The organism is Algoriphagus namhaensis, assembly GCF_042649705.1.
Taxonomy (GTDB): Bacteria; Bacteroidota; Bacteroidia; order Cytophagales; family Cyclobacteriaceae; genus Algoriphagus; species Algoriphagus namhaensis.
This window is the reverse complement of the sequence record NZ_JBHRZS010000003.1, coordinates 360,341-378,159: the sequence shown is the minus strand read 5'-3', so window position 1 is coordinate 378,159 and position 17,819 is coordinate 360,341. Positions and strand designations below refer to the sequence as shown.

The 17,819-nt window shown below is 41.8% G+C and carries 12 protein-coding genes and 1 tRNA gene; 9 read left to right on the top strand and 4 right to left on the bottom strand.

Annotated elements, in window-relative coordinates; genetic code table 11:
- Positions 1–2: 2 nt before the first annotated feature.
- Both ACFOSV_RS03320 and lipA read left to right on the top strand, forming a co-directional pair.
- Positions 3–731, top strand: coding sequence for a hypothetical protein (locus ACFOSV_RS03320; protein ID WP_377903368.1), 729 nt, complete (start codon positions 3–5; stop codon positions 729–731).
- 57 nt (positions 732–788) lie between these two features.
- Positions 789–1,667 (top strand): lipoyl synthase, encoded by an 879-nt coding sequence (lipA, locus tag ACFOSV_RS03315; RefSeq protein WP_377903366.1) that lies wholly within the window; start codon positions 789–791, stop codon positions 1,665–1,667.
- Positions 1,668–1,738: 71 nt separating this feature from the next.
- Here the strand turns inward: lipA and gcvP are convergent, their stop codons facing one another.
- A complete protein-coding gene (gcvP, locus tag ACFOSV_RS03310; protein ID WP_377903364.1) occupies positions 1,739–4,630 on the bottom strand; it encodes an aminomethyl-transferring glycine dehydrogenase in 2,892 nt (963 codons plus the stop codon).
- Positions 4,631–4,819: 189 nt separating this feature from the next.
- Between gcvP and ACFOSV_RS03305 the strand changes: the two genes are divergently transcribed.
- Positions 4,820–6,316, top strand: a complete 1,497-nt coding sequence (locus tag ACFOSV_RS03305) for a M28 family peptidase (protein ID WP_377903362.1) — start codon at positions 4,820–4,822, stop codon at positions 6,314–6,316.
- A gap of 30 nt (positions 6,317–6,346) precedes the next feature.
- Here the strand turns inward: ACFOSV_RS03305 and ACFOSV_RS03300 are convergent, their stop codons facing one another.
- The 3 genes from ACFOSV_RS03300 to ACFOSV_RS03290 form a co-directional block, all read right to left on the bottom strand.
- Positions 6,347–7,486 (bottom strand): alpha/beta fold hydrolase, encoded by a 1,140-nt coding sequence (locus tag ACFOSV_RS03300; RefSeq protein ID WP_377903360.1) that lies wholly within the window; start codon positions 7,484–7,486, stop codon positions 6,347–6,349.
- 2 nt (positions 7,487–7,488) lie between these two features.
- Positions 7,489–8,601 carry a DUF4221 family protein gene (locus ACFOSV_RS03295; RefSeq protein WP_377903358.1) on the bottom strand — a complete coding sequence of 371 codons (1,113 nt, stop codon included), beginning with the start codon at positions 8,599–8,601 and terminating at the stop codon, positions 7,489–7,491.
- A gap of 101 nt (positions 8,602–8,702) precedes the next feature.
- Positions 8,703–10,076 carry a DEAD/DEAH box helicase gene (locus tag ACFOSV_RS03290; protein ID WP_377903356.1) on the bottom strand — a complete coding sequence of 458 codons (1,374 nt, stop codon included), beginning with the start codon at positions 10,074–10,076 and terminating at the stop codon, positions 8,703–8,705.
- 46 nt (positions 10,077–10,122) lie between these two features.
- Between ACFOSV_RS03290 and ACFOSV_RS03285 the strand changes: the two genes are divergently transcribed.
- From ACFOSV_RS03285 to ACFOSV_RS03260, 6 genes are all read left to right on the top strand, one after another.
- Positions 10,123–11,466, top strand: coding sequence for a dihydroorotase (locus ACFOSV_RS03285; RefSeq protein WP_377903499.1), 1,344 nt, complete (start codon positions 10,123–10,125; stop codon positions 11,464–11,466).
- 79 nt (positions 11,467–11,545) lie between these two features.
- A tRNA-His gene (locus ACFOSV_RS03280) sits at positions 11,546–11,621 on the top strand.
- 333 nt (positions 11,622–11,954) lie between these two features.
- Positions 11,955–13,871 (top strand): amylo-alpha-1,6-glucosidase, encoded by a 1,917-nt coding sequence (locus tag ACFOSV_RS03275; protein ID WP_377903354.1) that lies wholly within the window; start codon positions 11,955–11,957, stop codon positions 13,869–13,871.
- A 10-nt stretch (positions 13,872–13,881) separates the two neighbouring features.
- Positions 13,882–15,171, top strand: coding sequence for a glycosyltransferase family 4 protein (locus ACFOSV_RS03270; protein ID WP_377903352.1), 1,290 nt, complete (start codon positions 13,882–13,884; stop codon positions 15,169–15,171).
- Positions 15,168–16,376, top strand: a complete 1,209-nt coding sequence (locus tag ACFOSV_RS03265) for a glycoside hydrolase family 57 protein (RefSeq protein WP_377903350.1) — start codon at positions 15,168–15,170, stop codon at positions 16,374–16,376. Before ACFOSV_RS03270 ends, ACFOSV_RS03265 begins: the two co-directional genes overlap by 4 nt.
- Positions 16,377–16,680: 304 nt before the next feature.
- Entirely contained in the window at positions 16,681–17,769 is a 1,089-nt protein-coding gene (locus ACFOSV_RS03260; protein ID WP_377903348.1) for a hypothetical protein, read from the top strand.
- Positions 17,770–17,819 lie beyond the last annotated feature (50 nt).

The following is a 17,819-nucleotide window of genomic DNA, read 5'->3' as shown; positions in this document are numbered from 1 at the left end:
GAATGTCCCAACTGAAATATCTTCTCACCCTGATTTGCCTCTTGAGTTTTGCAGACGTATTCGCTCAGCGCGATGATGTGGGTAACTATGACTATGACCGTGAGGTTCTTTTTGGTGTCAATAAAAATACCAATGGTGGACTGATCGGTGGGTTTGTCGTAAAAGTCGGTACAAAAATTACCGATGACCAACTCAGCTTTTGGGCTGTGGAACTTTCAAATGTGAAAAACCCAAAAGAGGTTCGCTACAATACCGTTCTGGGAAATAGCTACATTTTTGGAAAATCTAATTATCTCTACTCCATACGTCCTCAATACGGACGTGAAAAAATTGTATTCAAAAAAGCCCCAAATCAAGGTGTACAAGTTTCAGTACTAGGCGCAATTGGTCCTACTTTCGGCCTTATTGCTCCTTACTATATTGAGTACGCCGTCAATAGACTCGAGACGGTAACTGAACAATACAACCCTGAAGTTCATCAAAGTAGGTTTAATATTTTGGGAACGGGAAGTCTATTCCAGGGACTTGGACAGTCTGAATTCGCCTTTGGCGCGAATGCAAAAGCCGCAGTTTCTTTCGAATTTGGAGTCTTCAAAAGCAATGTGACCGGATTGGAACTTGGCTACATGCTGGAGGGTTTTACCAAAGAGATTCCGCTGATCCCAACTACTGAAAATAGACAGATATTTCAATCGGTCTATTTTACATTTTTTTATGGATTCAGACAGTAATCCAAAAATTGGCTTTTGTTAAAACCAGCCTTACCTTTGACTAAAATTTGATTTGTGATGATAGAACTTCCGGTTATTTCCGAAGAATCAACCAGAAAAAAGAAGCCCGATTGGTTGCGAGTAAAACTTCCTGTCGGAAAAGAATATGCTAAAGTCAGACGACTAGTCGACGAGCATAAGCTTCATACCATCTGTGAGAGTGGCAACTGCCCTAATATGGGTGAGTGTTGGGGAGCAGGTACTGCCACCTTCATGATCCTAGGAAATGTATGTACTCGATCTTGCTCATTCTGTGCTGTGGCGACAGGTAGACCACCTGAGTATGACACAGACGAACCAAGACGCGTGGCTGAAGCCATCCGTCTTATGGGAGTTAAGCATGCTGTGATTACTTCCGTAAATCGGGATGAATTAAAAGATAGAGGTGCTGAGATTTGGTATCAAACCGTAGTTCAAACCAAAGAACAATCTCCCACCACTACCATCGAAACCTTGATCCCAGATGTGAAAGGAAACTGGGATGCGTTATATCGAATGATATCGGGGGGACAAGAGGTGGTGTCTCATAATATGGAAACCGTGGGAAGTCTTTACAGAAGAGTGAGGCCACAGGCCAAATACGATAGATCCTTAGAGCAAATCAAATTGACCAAAGAATTTGGCAAAAGAACCAAAACTGGCATTATGCTCGGTCTTGGGGAAACCAAAGAAGAAGTATACCAAGCTATGGACGATCTTGTGGCAAATGGCTGTGATATTTTGACCTTAGGGCAATACCTCCAACCCACTAAAATGCATATTGAAGTGGCAGAGTTTATTCATCCGGATCTTTTCGATCACTATCGTGAGGAGGGCTTGAAAAGAGGGTTGAAATATGTTGAGTCTGGGCCATTGGTACGATCATCTTATCATGCTGAGCGACACGTAAACGTTTAAGTCTAAAACCAACATAAAAAAAGAGTCCCGATTTTATCAATCGGGACTCTTTTTTGTTTCAAGTTTTCTTTTTAGGCCATTTCCTCTTCGGCATATTCCTCAACTGGAATACAGCTACACATCAAGTTTCTGTCACCGAATGCAGAATCAATTCGACGAACCGTAGGCCAAAACTTATTTTCTTTAACATGATCAATAGGGAACACAGCCTTCTCTCTTGAATAAGGCAAATCCCACTCCCCTTGCAATACCATAGCGGCAGTGTGAGGAGCGTTTTTCAACACGTTATTATCTCGATCAGCCTTACCATCTTGGATCTCTTGAATTTCCTCTCGGATAGCAATCAGTGCATCACAGAATCGATCCAATTCCGCTATCGTTTCTGACTCAGTTGGCTCGATCATCAAAGTACCAGCTACTGGGAAAGATACCGTTGGAGCGTGGAACCCATAATCCATCAATCGCTTGGCGATATCTTCCACTTCCACACCTACTTCTTTGAAGTTTCTGCAATCAACAATCATCTCGTGAGCAGCTCTTCCTTTGGATCCAGTATAAAGGATAGGGAAGTGATCACGGAGTCTTTCCTTGATATAGTTCGCATTCAAAATTGCAAGTTTGGTTGCATTTGTCAGTCCTTCAGCGCCCATTAAAGCAATGTAAGCGTAGGAAATTGGCAAAATACTCGCACTACCATAAGGCGCCGCAGAGATAGATGAAACCGCTTTTTCACCACCAGTTTGAATCAATGGATTTCCTGGAAGGAAAGGAGCTAGATGGCTAGCCACACAAATTGGCCCCATACCAGGTCCGCCACCACCGTGAGGAATACAGAAGGTCTTGTGAAGATTCAAGTGACAAACGTCAGCTCCAATATTTCCTGGGCTAGTGAGTCCTACTTGCGCATTCATATTGGCACCATCCATATAGACTTGACCACCATATTGATGGATTGTCGCACAGATTTCCTTGATTGCCTCCTCAAATACACCATGAGTAGATGGGTATGTTACCATAAGTGCAGCAAGATCATTTGCATGAGCAGCAGCCTTTTCTTTGAGATCAGCTAGGTCGATATTTCCTTTTTCATCACATTTCACCAATACCACTTTCATCCCTGCCATTACTGCAGAAGCTGGGTTGGTACCATGTGCGGAAGTCGGGATCAAGGCAATATTTCTATGTCCTTCTCCACGATCGATATGGTACTGACGGATAACCATTAGACCAGCGAACTCTCCTTGAGCTCCCGAATTAGGCTGAAGAGACGTAGCAGCAAATCCAGTAATCTCATTGAGCCAATGTGTCAAATTTTCAAATAGCTCAACGTAACCAAGGGTTTGATTTACTGGCGCAAAAGGATGCATTTGACCAAATTCCGGCCATGTCACTGGAATCATCTCCGCAGTGGCATTCAACTTCATGGTGCATGAGCCCAAAGAAATCATTGAATGCACCAAAGAAAGATCCTTGCTTTCCAATCGCTTGATATATCGAAGCATCTCGTGCTCACTGTGGTATTGATTGAATACCGGGTGAGTTAAATACTCTGAAGTTCGAATTAATTCAGTAGGAAGCTCAACCGAAAGATTTTCGGTTTGCTCGCTCAAGTTAGCGGAAGTCTTGCTAACTGCTGTTGCAAAAATATCAACCACAGCTTGTGCATCTGCTAATCTTTTTGCCTCATCAAATGCAATGAAAATCGCTCCATCAGCATATCTGAAATTCATTTCAGCCTTTAAAGCTACCGCTTCAATTTTTTTACTCACAGCATCATCAACATGGACCTTGATCGTGTCGAAGAAGTTTTTCGTTTCGATGTTGAATCCTAGTTCTTCTATGCCGGCAGCAGCCAATTTGGCTAATCCATGGGTGCGAAGTGCAATATTTTTCAATCCCTTTGGACCGTGATATACTGAGTAGAAACTAGACATCACCGCTAGGAGAACTTGCGCAGTACAAATATTCGAGGTTGCTTTTTCTCTTTTGATATGCTGCTCTCTAGTCTGAAGAGCCATTCTGTAGGCTTTTTTTCCAGCCTTGTCCAGAGATACCCCGATAATTCGTCCTGGGATTTGTCTTTTATACTTATCTAATGTGGCGAAAAAGCCTGCATGAGGTCCACCATAGCCCATCGGCACGCCAAATCTTTGTGCAGAACCTACTACTACGTCTGCTCCCATTTCTCCCGGAGGTGTTAGAATAGTTAGCGCAAGAAGATCAGTCGCGAAAGCAGTAGCAACATTATTCTCTTTTGCAGCTGCCACGATTGCAGCATAATCCTTCACTTCACCATCCACATTAGGATATTGGAATAGTACCCCAAAAATCTCAGGATCAGTCACATCAAGCGAATCGATACTTCCGTATACAAGTTCAATCTCAAGCGGCTCAGCTCTGGTTTCGAGTAGAGCTTTGGTCTGAGGAAATATTTTCTCATCCACAAAGAACTTAGACGCTGTCTTCTTTTCTCTTGGTTTTACCGCAAAAAGCATGGTCATGGCCTCAGCAGCAGCTGTAGACTCATCCAGGAGCGATGCGTTTGCTATTTCCATTCCGGTGAGTTCCATCACCACAGTCTGGAAATTGATCAAAGCCTCCAATCTACCTTGAGCAATTTCTGCCTGATAGGGAGTATATGCGGTATACCATCCTGGATTTTCAAGTACATTTCTCAAAACCACTCCCGGCACTTGAGTATCGTAATACCCCATCCCGATGAAGGATTTGAATACTTTATTTTTTTGCGCAAGCTTCTTAAAGCTGATCAGGAAGTCTGATTCCGTCTGTGCTTGAGGAAGATCCATCGGCTTGGTGAGCCGGATGCTTTCTGGGACGGTTTGATTGATTAATTCCTCGATTGATGAGGCACCGATTTTTTCCAACATCACTGCGATTTCCGCTTCTGTCGGGCCATTGTGTCTGCTCTCAAATTGAAGAGCGCTTGAAAGATTGATCTGCATAAGAAACTTGAGGAAAGTTATTTATTGTTTTGGGTAAATCCGTTTGATTTTCAAGGTGCAAAGTTATGATTTCTAGGATTATTTTAAATCCATAATTCCGAGAAATTACCCTTCCAACACGCAATTCTGATAAACGGTTTACCCGAGTGTCCATTTTTTATCTAGTTTAGCGTCAGAAAAATTGAAACTATGAAAAAAGGACTGTTATTAACTGGTTTTGCCCTACTCGGGTTATCCGCACAGTTATGGGCTCAAAACCCCACTCAAGTGAAATACGGTAGCACCATTACTGCTCAAGATCTTGAAAAGCATTTGACTATCATCGCATCTGATGAGATGCAAGGTAGAGACACCGGCTCTGAGGGACAGCGCATGGCAGCTGAATACATTATCGATTTCTATAAAAATATCGGATTAGCCGGCCCTGTGGATGGTAGCTATTTGCAAACTTTTGAATTAGTCAGTGTTTCTCATGAAGTTCCAACCCTTCAAATTGGAAAGCAGAAGCTCGTGCAAAACGTGGACTTTGTTTTCCAAGGTGATGCTGATATGGCCAAAAAGATGAAAACTGAGTTAGTTTTCTTGGGTCTTGCTTCTGATGAAAACCTAGCCAAGATCGATGTAGAAGGCAAATTAGTGGGCTTATGGGCTGTTGGTGAGAGAACTCAAGGTCTTGTGGACAAGGTGATGGATGCTGGAGCAGCTGGTATTGTCATCGTGACAATGGAAGGTCAAGCCAACTTTGACCGATTGGCAGCAAGATATCAAAGACTATCTGGCAGAGGGCGTCCTGGTTTTGAAAAAGAAACTCAGCAAAGGCCGATTTTCACTGTCAGCTCAGACAAAATGAGTGAGCTTTTCGGAGTGCCAGTTCCTGATCTGAAAGAAGCTGCTAAGAGTAACCCAGAAAGCATTTCCTCTCAAAAAGTGACATTTCAAGTAATTAAGAACAACGAAAGATTAGAGACTTCCAATATTCTAGCATTCCTCGAGGGTACGGATAAAAAAGAAGAAGTGCTAGTCATTTCTTCACACTATGACCACGTAGGTGTGGGTAGTGAAGGCCAAATTTTCAATGGCGCAGATGATGATGGGTCAGGCACTGTTTCTGTCATGGAGATTGCCGAGGCGTTTGCCACTGCGGCCAAGGACGGGTTCAAGCCACGTCGATCTATCCTATTCATTAATGTGACTGGAGAAGAGAAAGGTCTTTTAGGATCTCAGTATTATGCTGAAAATCCAATCTTCCCAATTGAGAATACGGTAAACAATATCAATATCGATATGGTGGGGCGTATCGACTACGAATATCAAGAAGCCGAAAACAAAGACTATGTGTACGTGATCGGTTCGGAGATGCTTTCTTCACAATTGAAGAAAATCAATGAATACAATAACATCACCTATACCAACCTAATTCTGGACTACAGATACGATGCAGAGGACGATCCTAATCGATTCTACTATCGCTCGGATCATTACAATTTTGCAAAATTTGGAATTCCTGTGATCTTCTTCTTTAATGGAGTTCACGATGATTACCATCAAGCCACGGATACAGTAGAAAAAATTGAGTTTCCGCTGATGACCAAGCGAGCTCAGCTGATCTTCCATACGGCTTGGGATCTCGCAAACAGAGACAAGCGAACCCCAGTGGATGGCACCAATACCAGAACAGACCGCTAACCAAAAAGCTCCGATCACTCGGAGCTTTTTTTATTTGCCAACGCGGATAGAATTATAATCGCGGTCCTGAAAAAGTAAATCCATTCCTTGAAGTTTGGAATACATTTGTATCTGATCGGGAATTATACCCGAACAAAAAACCGACAATAGCTCACTCCAAATCCCTGCCTTTCTTGTCATTGAAAAATCAAATCCATCCTTCAGGAGGAAAACATTGGAATTTGGATAAAACTCGCCGATTACGTCAAAAGACTTAGGGTCAAGCAGTAAGTTATATGCTCCTCCAATTAGTATCATTTTCGAAAAATAACTTTTCCCTAAATCGTAATTTGTCCCTGTGTAGTTTTCGAAGGTTTGTCCGAAAGATTTATCTCTAATTTCTTTTGAAAGCAGTCGCAGGAAATGGCCTATAGGCCCTAAATCGTAGATTCCTATATCCATATAATGCTCAAATGACCTTACAACAAGACTTGGGGTTATTTTTACTTTTGGCTTTTTTCTAAACGCTTCTTCATAGATTCCTATTCTATTTTCAACCACACTATCCCGCGTTGGCTTATCCATAAAAAAATAGGGGTCCGAAGATTGTACAGAAAAGTGAACAATCTCCTCTGTAGAATGAGTTTCTGAAAGCCGATTAAACCCTTCTAATAGATCCCAAAAGCTCAGATTCTTTGGAACATCAAAGAGCAAAGGGTTTAAGCTCACAGCTTTTTCAACCTTATTCGGATATTCGTGAAGATAGTAATGAACCAATCCAGCACCGCTTCCAAATCCCAATAAAATACTTGGCTGTTCTCCTAAAATATCCTTTCGAATCCATTCTATATCTTCAATGACTTGATTACGACTTAGCCATCTATATTTATCCGTCCACGTGATAGTAGGGTTATCATCAAAAAAGTTGGTCAGATCTGATGAAAAATATCTGCCCCTAATTCGGATTATATTAAAGCCAGGTATCTGTACTTCCGTCAAGTCGCCAACTCCCAAATATTCATCAAGGGGGTCAGCATGTATCAAAATGGTTTTTCTATGAGAGTCAAAAGGCTCATTTAAAACATACTCAATTGAAATTTTTCTAGAATTCGAGTCAAAATGATCCAAAGGAACTTCGATCCAACTGGATTGGATAAAAAGGGTGACAAAAAGAAAACCCAAGCTGGTCATACTTAATCTACATTGAACTTGAATATATCAAACACTAAAAAATCCTCAGAAGTTGTTTCATTCATGGGATGGGCGACATTCATGTAAAAGCCATTTTCATTCACAAACCAATTATTGATTTGGTATGTATAGTTAGGTAAAGAAAACTCCTGGAGTAGATTTAAGTCGGAGTCGAATACAGAAATGGAAGAGGATTTTTCGGTAAAACCATTTTCATCAAGGTTCGGGTCTGGCGCCCCCCACATAAACCTGTAAATCTTATCTTTCCAAGGATCTGGTACAGGACTGAGAAAATGTGGGTTATCGATAGCATGGCGATCAAAGACTTCTGGGTCTTCCAGCGTAAGGACTTCATTAATCATTTTATCTTCATGAACCTTACCTTGGGCGATCTTGCCACTTATTGGCGAAAAAGCAAATACGGGCGATTCATACTGGAAGTTATAAATCATCCTTTCGTTCAAAAATCCTGTAAACCCCAAATAAGTGATAAACCCGACATGTCCATTCACATTTTTAAAATGTTCGGTGTGTTTGATTGGCAATGTTTTTACAGTTTCGTTTTCTAATGATAATGAAGTGACCAAAGAGTGCTGACTTTTTTCCTCAATGTCATCTGTTGGGTTTAACATAAAAAAGAAAACCTCCTTAGACTCCTCGCGGTAATTTAATTTGAAGTAAAAATTACACACTGGCTCACCTAAATTTAGATTCCCATAAATTTTATAAAGATCAAAAGTCTCAACTTTTTCACCTAGAAGGGAGAGAATGTGAAGCTTCCCACGCTCATATAAAAAAATAGAGTCAGCGGCATGTCTATATATAGACTCTATCCTTCCCAGTCCATATGGACCTTCCTTTTCCAAAGGCACCGAACTTATCACTTTCTGGTCATCTAAGTCAAAAAAATCAAGATGATGCATCCGATCATTGTATGCCACTAGTTTATTCCCCTTTTCAAAATAAGAACTCCATACTTGGTAAGAATTAAGCTGCTCAGGCCCTAGAGGTATAGAAATCCGCGTTTTATTCACCTCAAGACTTTTTATATCTTCTGAGGATTCGCAACTGATTAAAAAAAGTAAAATTACTACGAAGGGGACTATTTTTTTCATTTCAAAAAAGCTCCTTAAACGGCAACAATTTACCGATATTCATGGGGCCTAAAAGCTTAACTTACTTTAAGTTTTGTTAAATCCATTAAATGGAATAAACGTTATTTGCCTTTATTCTTCTGGTTTTTCGTTTTCAGCTGATTCCGATTCTTTTTGGCCTTGGAGTTCTTATTGCCACGCTTCTTTTCTTCCTTCGCCTTTTCGGTAAACTTATTTGGTTGTTTTCTGGCTTTCTTTTCGTGAAAAGCACCTTTGTAATCGGGATTGTCGCGTTGGATAAGTCGATCGATCTCTCGGGCATATGCCTGCTTTTCAGCAAATGGCGTTTCACTTATTACCACATCCTTCGGGATGTTCTTTTCTTCCACCTCCATACGGATCATCTCCTCGATACGCTCGAAGTGATAAACTTCCGCAGGATTGATAAAGGTGATCGCCTTTCCTTGATTTTCTGCACGCCCCGTTCGACCTATTCGATGGACATAGTCCTCATAGATGAGTGGAACATCAAAATTGATCACGTGAGAAACCATAGACACGTCTAGACCACGGGATGCCACATCCGTCGCCACAAGGACTCGCACCTCTCCAGCCTTAAAATCATCAATGGAATTTATTCGGGTATTTTGCCCCTTATTCGCATGAATGACTCGAGATTCTCCCTCTACCCTATTTTTGACATAAGCATAGACTTCCTCGGCATTTTTTCTAGATCTTGTAAATATGATCGCACGGGTAATTTCCTCCTCAGCCATCAAATGTGAAAGCAAGCTGATTTTGGTCTTCATATTTGGTACGCAATACTTCACCTGGGCTATGGTCTCTGCCGTCGTAGCCGAAGGAGTGACTTCCACCCGTTCAGGAAATTCTAGAAACTCCGCGGCCAAATGATCCACTCGTGAACTGAAAGTAGCCGAGAAAAGTAGGTTCTGACGTTTGACCGGAATGATTTCGAGGATATTTCGGATTTGTGGCATAAAACCCATGTCCATCATTTTATCCGCTTCATCCAAAATCATGGTTTTGATTTCCTTGGTGAAAATTTTTCCTTTTCTATACAGATCAAGAAATCTCCCTGTGGTCGAAATCAGAATATCCACCCCAGCTTCGATCTGCTCAATTTGTGTTTTGGGTCCCAGACCTCCATACAAACTCACGATTCGCAAATCGGTATAGGCCGCCATCTGGTGTGCCACTTCTTCGATCTGCATCACAAGTTCTCGGGTCGGGGCTAGCACCAAAGCCTTAGGATGCATCCCTTGGGCATACTTCACCTTCATCAAAAGGGGTAAAATATAGGCTGCCGTCTTACCTGTACCTGTCTGAGCAATCCCCAGCACATCATGCCCAGCAAGGGCAAGCGGGATGGCCAATTCCTGAATAGGCGTTGGCTCCGTGTATCCGGCCTCGCTCACAGCATTGAGTAGCTGACGGTTTAATTTAAAAGCCTCGAAGCCTGCTGATTCATTGCTCATGATTGATTAATTTGGGACAGATTTTAAACTCGAAATGAAAGTAACCATGAAAAGTATTCTGATCACAGGCGCAAATATAGTCAATGACGGGCGGATAAGTCAGGAGGATGTTTTGGTCAAGAATGGCCGGATCGAAAAAATCGGAGCAAATCTCGGTGGTGAATCGGCCGATATACACATTGATGCGAAAGGCAAATATCTTTTCCCAGGAGTGATTGATGACCAAGTGCATTTTAGAGAACCCGGTCTCACCCATAAGGGCGAAATCTACACAGAGGCCAAATCGGGCATAGCCGGTGGCACCACCACATACATGGAAATGCCAAATACTGTTCCCCAGGCGGTGACGGTCGATTTATTGGAGGAGAAATATGCTCGCGCAAAGGAAGTTTCCCTGGCCAATTACTCTTTTTTCATGGGCGCCACTAATGACAATTTGGATGAAATACTAAAAGTAGATTTTGGAAAAGTCTGCGGGCTAAAAATATTTCAAGGCTCCTCCACCGGAAATATGGTGGTGGACAATATCGAGTCTTTGGAAGGAATCTTTCGGGAATGCAAGGCCCTGATCGCAATCCATAGCGAAAATGATCACATTATTGCATCAAATCTTGCCGAATTCAAGGCAATCTACGGAGATGATATCCCGGTGAAATATCATCCTAAAATCAGATCTGAAGAAGCTTGCTATGACGCTTCAAGTAGAGCAGTAGCCATGGCAAAAAAACATGGAACTAGACTGCATATCCTCCATATCAGCACTGCCAAGGAATTGGAGCTTTTCGACAACAGCATTCCACTGGAAGAGAAAAAAATCACAGCTGAAGCCTGTATCCATCACATGTGGTTTTCTGAAGAAGATTACCTAACCAAAGGCAATTTGATCAAATGGAATCCTGCTGTAAAAAAAGCCACGGATAGAGACGCAATTTTCCAAGCAGTTCTTGACGATAAGATTGACGTGATAGCCACTGACCATGCACCTCACACACTTGAGGAAAAGGCTCAAGTCTACACAAAAGCACCCTCTGGTGGTCCACTGAATCAACACAGCCTAGTAGCTATGCTGGACTTTTACCATAAGGGAAAAATTAGCCTAGAGAGAATCGCCGAAAAAATGTCTCACAGCGTTGCGCGCTTATTCCGAATCGATGATCGAGGCTATATTCGGGAAGGGTATTTTGCAGATCTAGTGCTTGTCGACCTTAATTCACCTTGGACGGTGAGCAAAGAAAATATTTTGGCAAAATGCGGATGGTCTCCATTTGAGGGTCATGAATTCAAATCAAAGGTCACTCATACGATTGTTTCTGGTCACTTGGCCTATGCTGATGGGAAGTTTAACGAAGAAAAGAAAGGCGAACGAATTACTTTTTCAAGAAATTCTTAATCCACCGTTTGGAGTCAATATTCTTTCTGTTTACTTTTGCACTCCATTTGAGAGAATTTTATTTAATCAAATGATAAACGGTGATTGTAGCTCAGCTGGTTAGAGCGCCGGTTTGTGGCACCGGAGGTCGCCGGTTCGAACCCGGTCTTTCACCCAAAACCCCTCAAAATGAGGGGTTTTACCTTTTTATGAAACTCTTGTTGGCATGAGGTTTGTGAAATGGTAGCCAGACTAAACCAATGTATTATGTTCCTTTTGTTTAAACCCGCGCCGAAGTTCCCGAGGTTGGAACCAGTAAACATCCGGATGGTGAAGAGTTACCAAACTAAATTCGAGGAATCTTTCAGGAATTTTGAAGAAATCCAAAAAGAATTGATCCACAGTTAAGATTCACTAAGAAAAGGTTATGATATCATAACCTTTATTTTTTTGCCTTTTTATTATTGAATCCAATCCTCTATTTTTAGCTTCTATAAGAATTTTTCTTTATGAGCTTCATCCATTTTGACAAGACCCAATTAATCAATCTAAATTATTCTTTAGATCGAGAAATAATCCGAACCAACAGGTCAGGAACATATACCAGTACGACAATAATCGGCTGTAATACAAGAAAATACCATGGACTACTTGTGGTTCCGCAACCACAGCTTGATGCTCAAAACCACGTCATGTTGTCCACTGTCCATGAAACGGTCATCCAACACGGAGCTAGTTTCAATCTCGGAATCAACAAATATCCTGGAAACTATTCCCCGCGTGGTCATAAATATTTGAAGGATTTTGACTCTGAGCCCATTCCAAGGCTGACTTATCGAGTCGGTGGAGTTTTGCTTCAAAAAGAAATCATACTCGACACGAATAGAGACCGGGTGATGATCAAATACACCCTTCTAGATGCTCATTCTCCTACAAAAATCAGAATTGCACCGTTCTTAGCCTTTCGATCTTTTCATAGCCTTTCCAAGGCAAATGACAATGTAAATAAAGAGTATGAAGTGGTTCCGAATGGAGCGAAATTCCAGCTCTATGATGTATATGACCCGCTTTATCTACAGCTTTCGAAGAAAAATGAATTCGTCTCAAAGCCTGACTGGTACCATAATGTTGAATATATTCAGGAACGCGAGCGAGGATACGAATACCAAGAGGATCTTTTAGTTCCAGGATATTTCGAGTTCTCCATTAAAAAGGGAGAGTCTGTCATTTTTTCAGCAGGACTGACAGAAGCAGATCCAAAAACCAGACAAAGAGCCTTTGAAAAAGAAATAGCTCGCAGGACTCCAAGAAATAATTTTGAAAACTGTCTCAAAAACTCTGCTACTCAGTTTATCCGCGAAAGAGACGGAGGCACCCGGATCATTGCTGGATATCCTTGGTTTGGATGGTGGGGTAGAGACACCTTTGTCGCTGCACCTGGCCTGACCCTCGTCAATGGAGATAAAGAAACTTTTCTCAAAATCATGGATACCATGTCCAATGATTTGAAGGGAGCGATTTTTCCGAATGTAGGAAGTGGAGTGATGACCAATATGAATTCCATCGATGCCCCGCTTTGGTATTTTTGGAGTTTGCAGCAGTACATTATCTACACTGGAGATACCAAAACCGTCAAGGATAAATACCTGAGTAAAATGAAGGGAATTATTGACGGGTATAGAGAAGGAACCGACTTTAACATCCATGTACTTGACAATGGTCTAGTGTGGGGTGGACAGGAAGGCATAGCCCTCACTTGGATGGACGCTGTGACTCCTGATGGTCCCGTGACCCCAAGAATGGGATGTCCGGTAGAGATTCAAGCCCTTTGGTACAATGCCTTGTGCTTTTACCATGAATTGACGGGAGATGCGGAGATTGAAGCTTTGGCCGCTCAGGCCAAAGAAAGCTTCTTAGCTGAGTTTTGGTCAGAGAAAGAAGGCCTTTTGGCAGACTTAATCAACGGAACCGAAAAGGATTGGACCGTGAGACCAAATATGGTTTTTGCCACCTCACTACCCTACATCATGCTAGATGAAGGTCAATGCGACCAAGTATTAGAAGTGGTGAAATCAAAACTACTCACTACCAGAGGTCTTCGCTCACTTTCTCCTGATGATCATGGATACAAGGGATACTATTTTGGAGATCAGATCAGCCGTGATCAAGCCTATCACAATGGCACAGTTTGGGTTTGGCCTTTAGGCCATTTCGTAGAAGCCTACCTCAAACTTCATGGTAAATCCAGTTTGAATTTTATACAAAAAATCTTAGCCGGATTTGATGGTATCATGACTCAATATGGAATCGGCACCATTGCAGAGATATATGATGGAGATCCTCCACACAGACCCAAGGGTTCAATTTCCCAGGCATGGAGCGTTGCCGAATTATTGAGAATGATGGATTTGGTAAAGAAAGTGTAAATATACTTCTATGAGAGTGTTAATGTTTGGGTGGGAATTCCCTCCCCATATTTCCGGAGGATTAGGGACAGCCTGTTATGGGTTAGTCAAGGGACTTGCCCATCACAATCAGGAAATCATCTTTGTGGTTCCTAAGCTTTGGGGTGATGAGGAGCCACTGGCTGACTTTGTCAATGCCAGTGATGTGACCTTAGATTATCGGGAAAAGAAATTCAAATCCATCTGGAAAAATCTCACTTACCTAGAAGTAAGCAGCTTTTTGGTCCCTTATCTGGGTCCGGAAGAGTATCAAAAATTTACCGATTATGCCATCCATGATCGCACAGATGTTGACGAAAGTATTTTCACCTCGAAGTATGCTTTCAGCGGAAAGTACGGTAAAAACCTCATGGAAGAGGTCTCCCGATATGCGCTGACAGCTGCGCAAATTGCCAGAGATAGAGACGATTTTGACATTATTCATGCTCATGATTGGCTTTCTTTTCCAGCAGGCATTGCTGCCAAAGAAATCTCTGGCAAGCCTCTCGTTGCCCATGTGCACGCTACTGAATTTGATCGTTCGGGAGAAAGCGTAAACCCACCAGTATTTGAGATCGAGAAAGCAGGAATGGAAGCGGCGGATCATGTCCTTGCTGTAAGTCATTTGACCAAAAATACCATTGTGAAAAAATATGGGATACCTGCTGAAAAAGTAAGTGTCCTTCACAATGCTGTGCTTGACGCAAGCATCATCAAATCTAAGTACCAAAAGAAAGTCCCTGAAAAAATCGTGACCTTCCTCGGTAGAATTACTTTTCAAAAAGGCCCAGAATACTTTGTCGAAGCTGCAAAGAAAGTGATCGAAAGAGATCCCAACGTTCGCTTTGTAATGGCAGGATCTGGTGATCTGCTCAACCGGATGATTGATCGAGTAGCCGAATTGAATATTGCATCAAAGTTCCATTTTACGGGATTTTTAAAAGGAGATGACGTAGATCACATGTATGCCATCTCGGATGTCTATGTGATGCCATCTGTTTCTGAACCCTTTGGTATTTCTCCTCTCGAGGCAGTCCGACACAACACCCCTACCATCATCTCCAAGCAATCTGGTGTAGCCGAAGTGTTGGTAAATGCCATAAAAATTGATTTCTGGGACATTGATGCGATGGCAGATGCCATTTTTGCACTGCTCCATTACCGAAGTATCGCTGAGATGTTTAAGGAACTTGGCAGCCAAGAATTAAAAAGATTAAAATGGGAGCATGTAGCTGAAAAGCTCGTTGTTGCCTACGAAAAAACCTTATCAGAAAGATCATGAGAACCATCTGTTTTTACTTTCAGGTACACCAGCCGTACCGAATCAAGCCCTACCGATTTTTTGACATCGGAGATGATCATTACTACTGGGATGACTTCTTAAATCGAAGTGTGATTCGCCGGGTAGCCCAAAAATGCTACTTACCTATGAATGCACTTTTACTCGAACTGATCCATCGATATGACGGAAAGTTTAAAGTGACTTTTTCTATGTCCGGAACCTTTATGGATCAAATGGAGACCTTCGCTCCGGATGTGTTGGAAAGCTTCAGAAAGCTAGTAGCCACTGGACACGTGGAACTACTCAGCGAGACCAATGGTCACACTTTGTCCTCTCTGAAAAGCAAAGAAGCCTTCCAGAGAGGTGTAAATAGACACCAAGAAAAAATTAAAAAGCATTTTGACGGCTATGAGCCCAAAGTATTCAGAAATACTGAGCTTATCTATTCAGATGATATAGGTGAAGTGATCGCTGAGCTTGGATATGAAGGTGTGCTCACAGAAGGAGCAAAGCACGTCCTTGGATGGAAAAGCCCAAACTACGTCTACACTAATGCCCATAACCCCAAGCTAAAGGTCTTGCTCAAGAATTTCCAGCTCTCAGACGATATCGCCTTTAGATTTGGAAATAAAACCTGGGCAGATTATCCGTTGACTACTGATAAGTTCGTCAACTGGATCAATGCGATACCTAAGCAAGAGCAAGTACTCAATCTCTTTATGGATTATGAAACCTTTGGCGAACACCAGTGGGCAGAGACGGGTATTTTCGAATTTATGAGAAGTCTTCCTGAAGCAGTTTTATCCAGAACTAATTTTAGTTTCTCTACTCCAAGTGAAGTTTTTGCAGGTTCAAAGCCTGTTGATATGATCCATGTGCCTGTACCTATTTCTTGGGCTGATGAAGAGCGAGATTTGACCGCATGGCTTGGAAACGATCTTCAGGACGAAGCATTTGATCGTTTGTATGAGTTGGAAGCCTTGGTTCGTGATATTGACGATATGGACATACAGCGTGACTGGACTTATCTTCAGACTTCAGATCACTTTTACTACATGTGTACCAAGTTCTTTTCTGATGGAGATATCCACTCCTATTTCAGCCCATATGACTCACCTTACGATGCATTTATCAATTACATGAATGTGCTCAGTGATTTTATCCTAAGGGTGAAGGAGAAAGCCAAAGAAAAAGAAAAGGTTTAATTGCAAATCTCTGAATGCCCTCGACCAAAATCGAGGGCTTTTTTTGTGATCAGAAGAATTTTGGCAAGAAAAGCCACTAGGATAGCCTAATTTTTTCATAAGGCAAACGCCCTATATTCAGAGTGATCTTAAGGCATATTTTCTTCTTTAGAAGAATAATATATAACTGATTTTCAATGTCTTAAATCAATTTTCTATGAATTTTAAACCTCATTCTACCTAAAGGTAGATTTGCATAATATCCGCGAAGTGTGTGTAGATTTAGTCATTATTCATTCTAAACTTTTCAAAAAGTACTACACCTATGAAATCTTTATTCGCAACCCTATTCTTCTTCCTACTAGGAATTCTACAGCCTGCGGCTGACTACATTGATGCAAAAAATTATGATATCAACACCATGCATCGTGGCAATCAAGCATCCAAATCACCCAAAAGAATTTACATTCAAAATTTCAGAGCATTCTTTGAGGTCTATGAAGAAGCCACTGCCTCCACCTCCGGCTCAAAAAATGATCGAGCAAACAGAACCTCTTTTGTATCAGGTACAAAAACTAGCCTCGGGGTCCAAATAGACGGGGTAGACGTTCCCGACTTTCAGAAGATTGTAGATGAAGCCTATGCAGATCTCGTAGCTCAACTCGAAGCTGATGGATTTGAAATCATTTCGGCTGATGAAGCTGGCAAAACAGATTATTACTCTGGATACACCAAGATGAAAGGTGGTGCTTCTTCCACTGCTCAAGCCAAGGGCTTTGTCATGGTCACCCCTACCAACTACGAATACTGGGTAAAGAGTGTATCAAAAGATGGAAAAGAAAGAGGCACTTTCACAGACACTAGCTCGAAATTATCTGGTGATCTGGAAGATGCTTATGTTGCTGAAGCCACCTTCATTTTTCCATTCGTGACTTTGGATGCGAGTTCATCTAATTGGACCAATTCGTCTTCAGTCAAAGCTGATATCGGACTAAGACTCGCCTCTATAATCAACGTGGATGACAATGATCAAAAAAGTGCAAGTCTTACCGGATTTGCTAAATCTCTCGGAAATGCAGCCACAGGTTCTCAAATCTACTCTTCTAGAGTTCGTATCATAGCAGGAGATAAAATCAATAATCCAACTTTCGATGCCAGTACCGGACTTAAAAAAGACGTCTATTTTGAGGATGTTTTCGAAGATCGAAAAATCAAAGAAGTGACCACGGCACAAGTAGATAATTTCAGCAAAGGTGCATATCCCACCTTGGTCATGGTGTCAGGTGACGAGTTGACTCTAGCATCCCATTATGCCAATTGTGACCCAGCAAAGTATCTCGGTGCCGTAAAAGGATCTATGAGTGAAATGATCCAAACTGGACTGACTAACTTTAAGGAGCTCAGAGAGAAATAATAGTTGCTACTCAAAAAAAAGGAGGCTAGTCCGCAATTGGACTAGCCTCC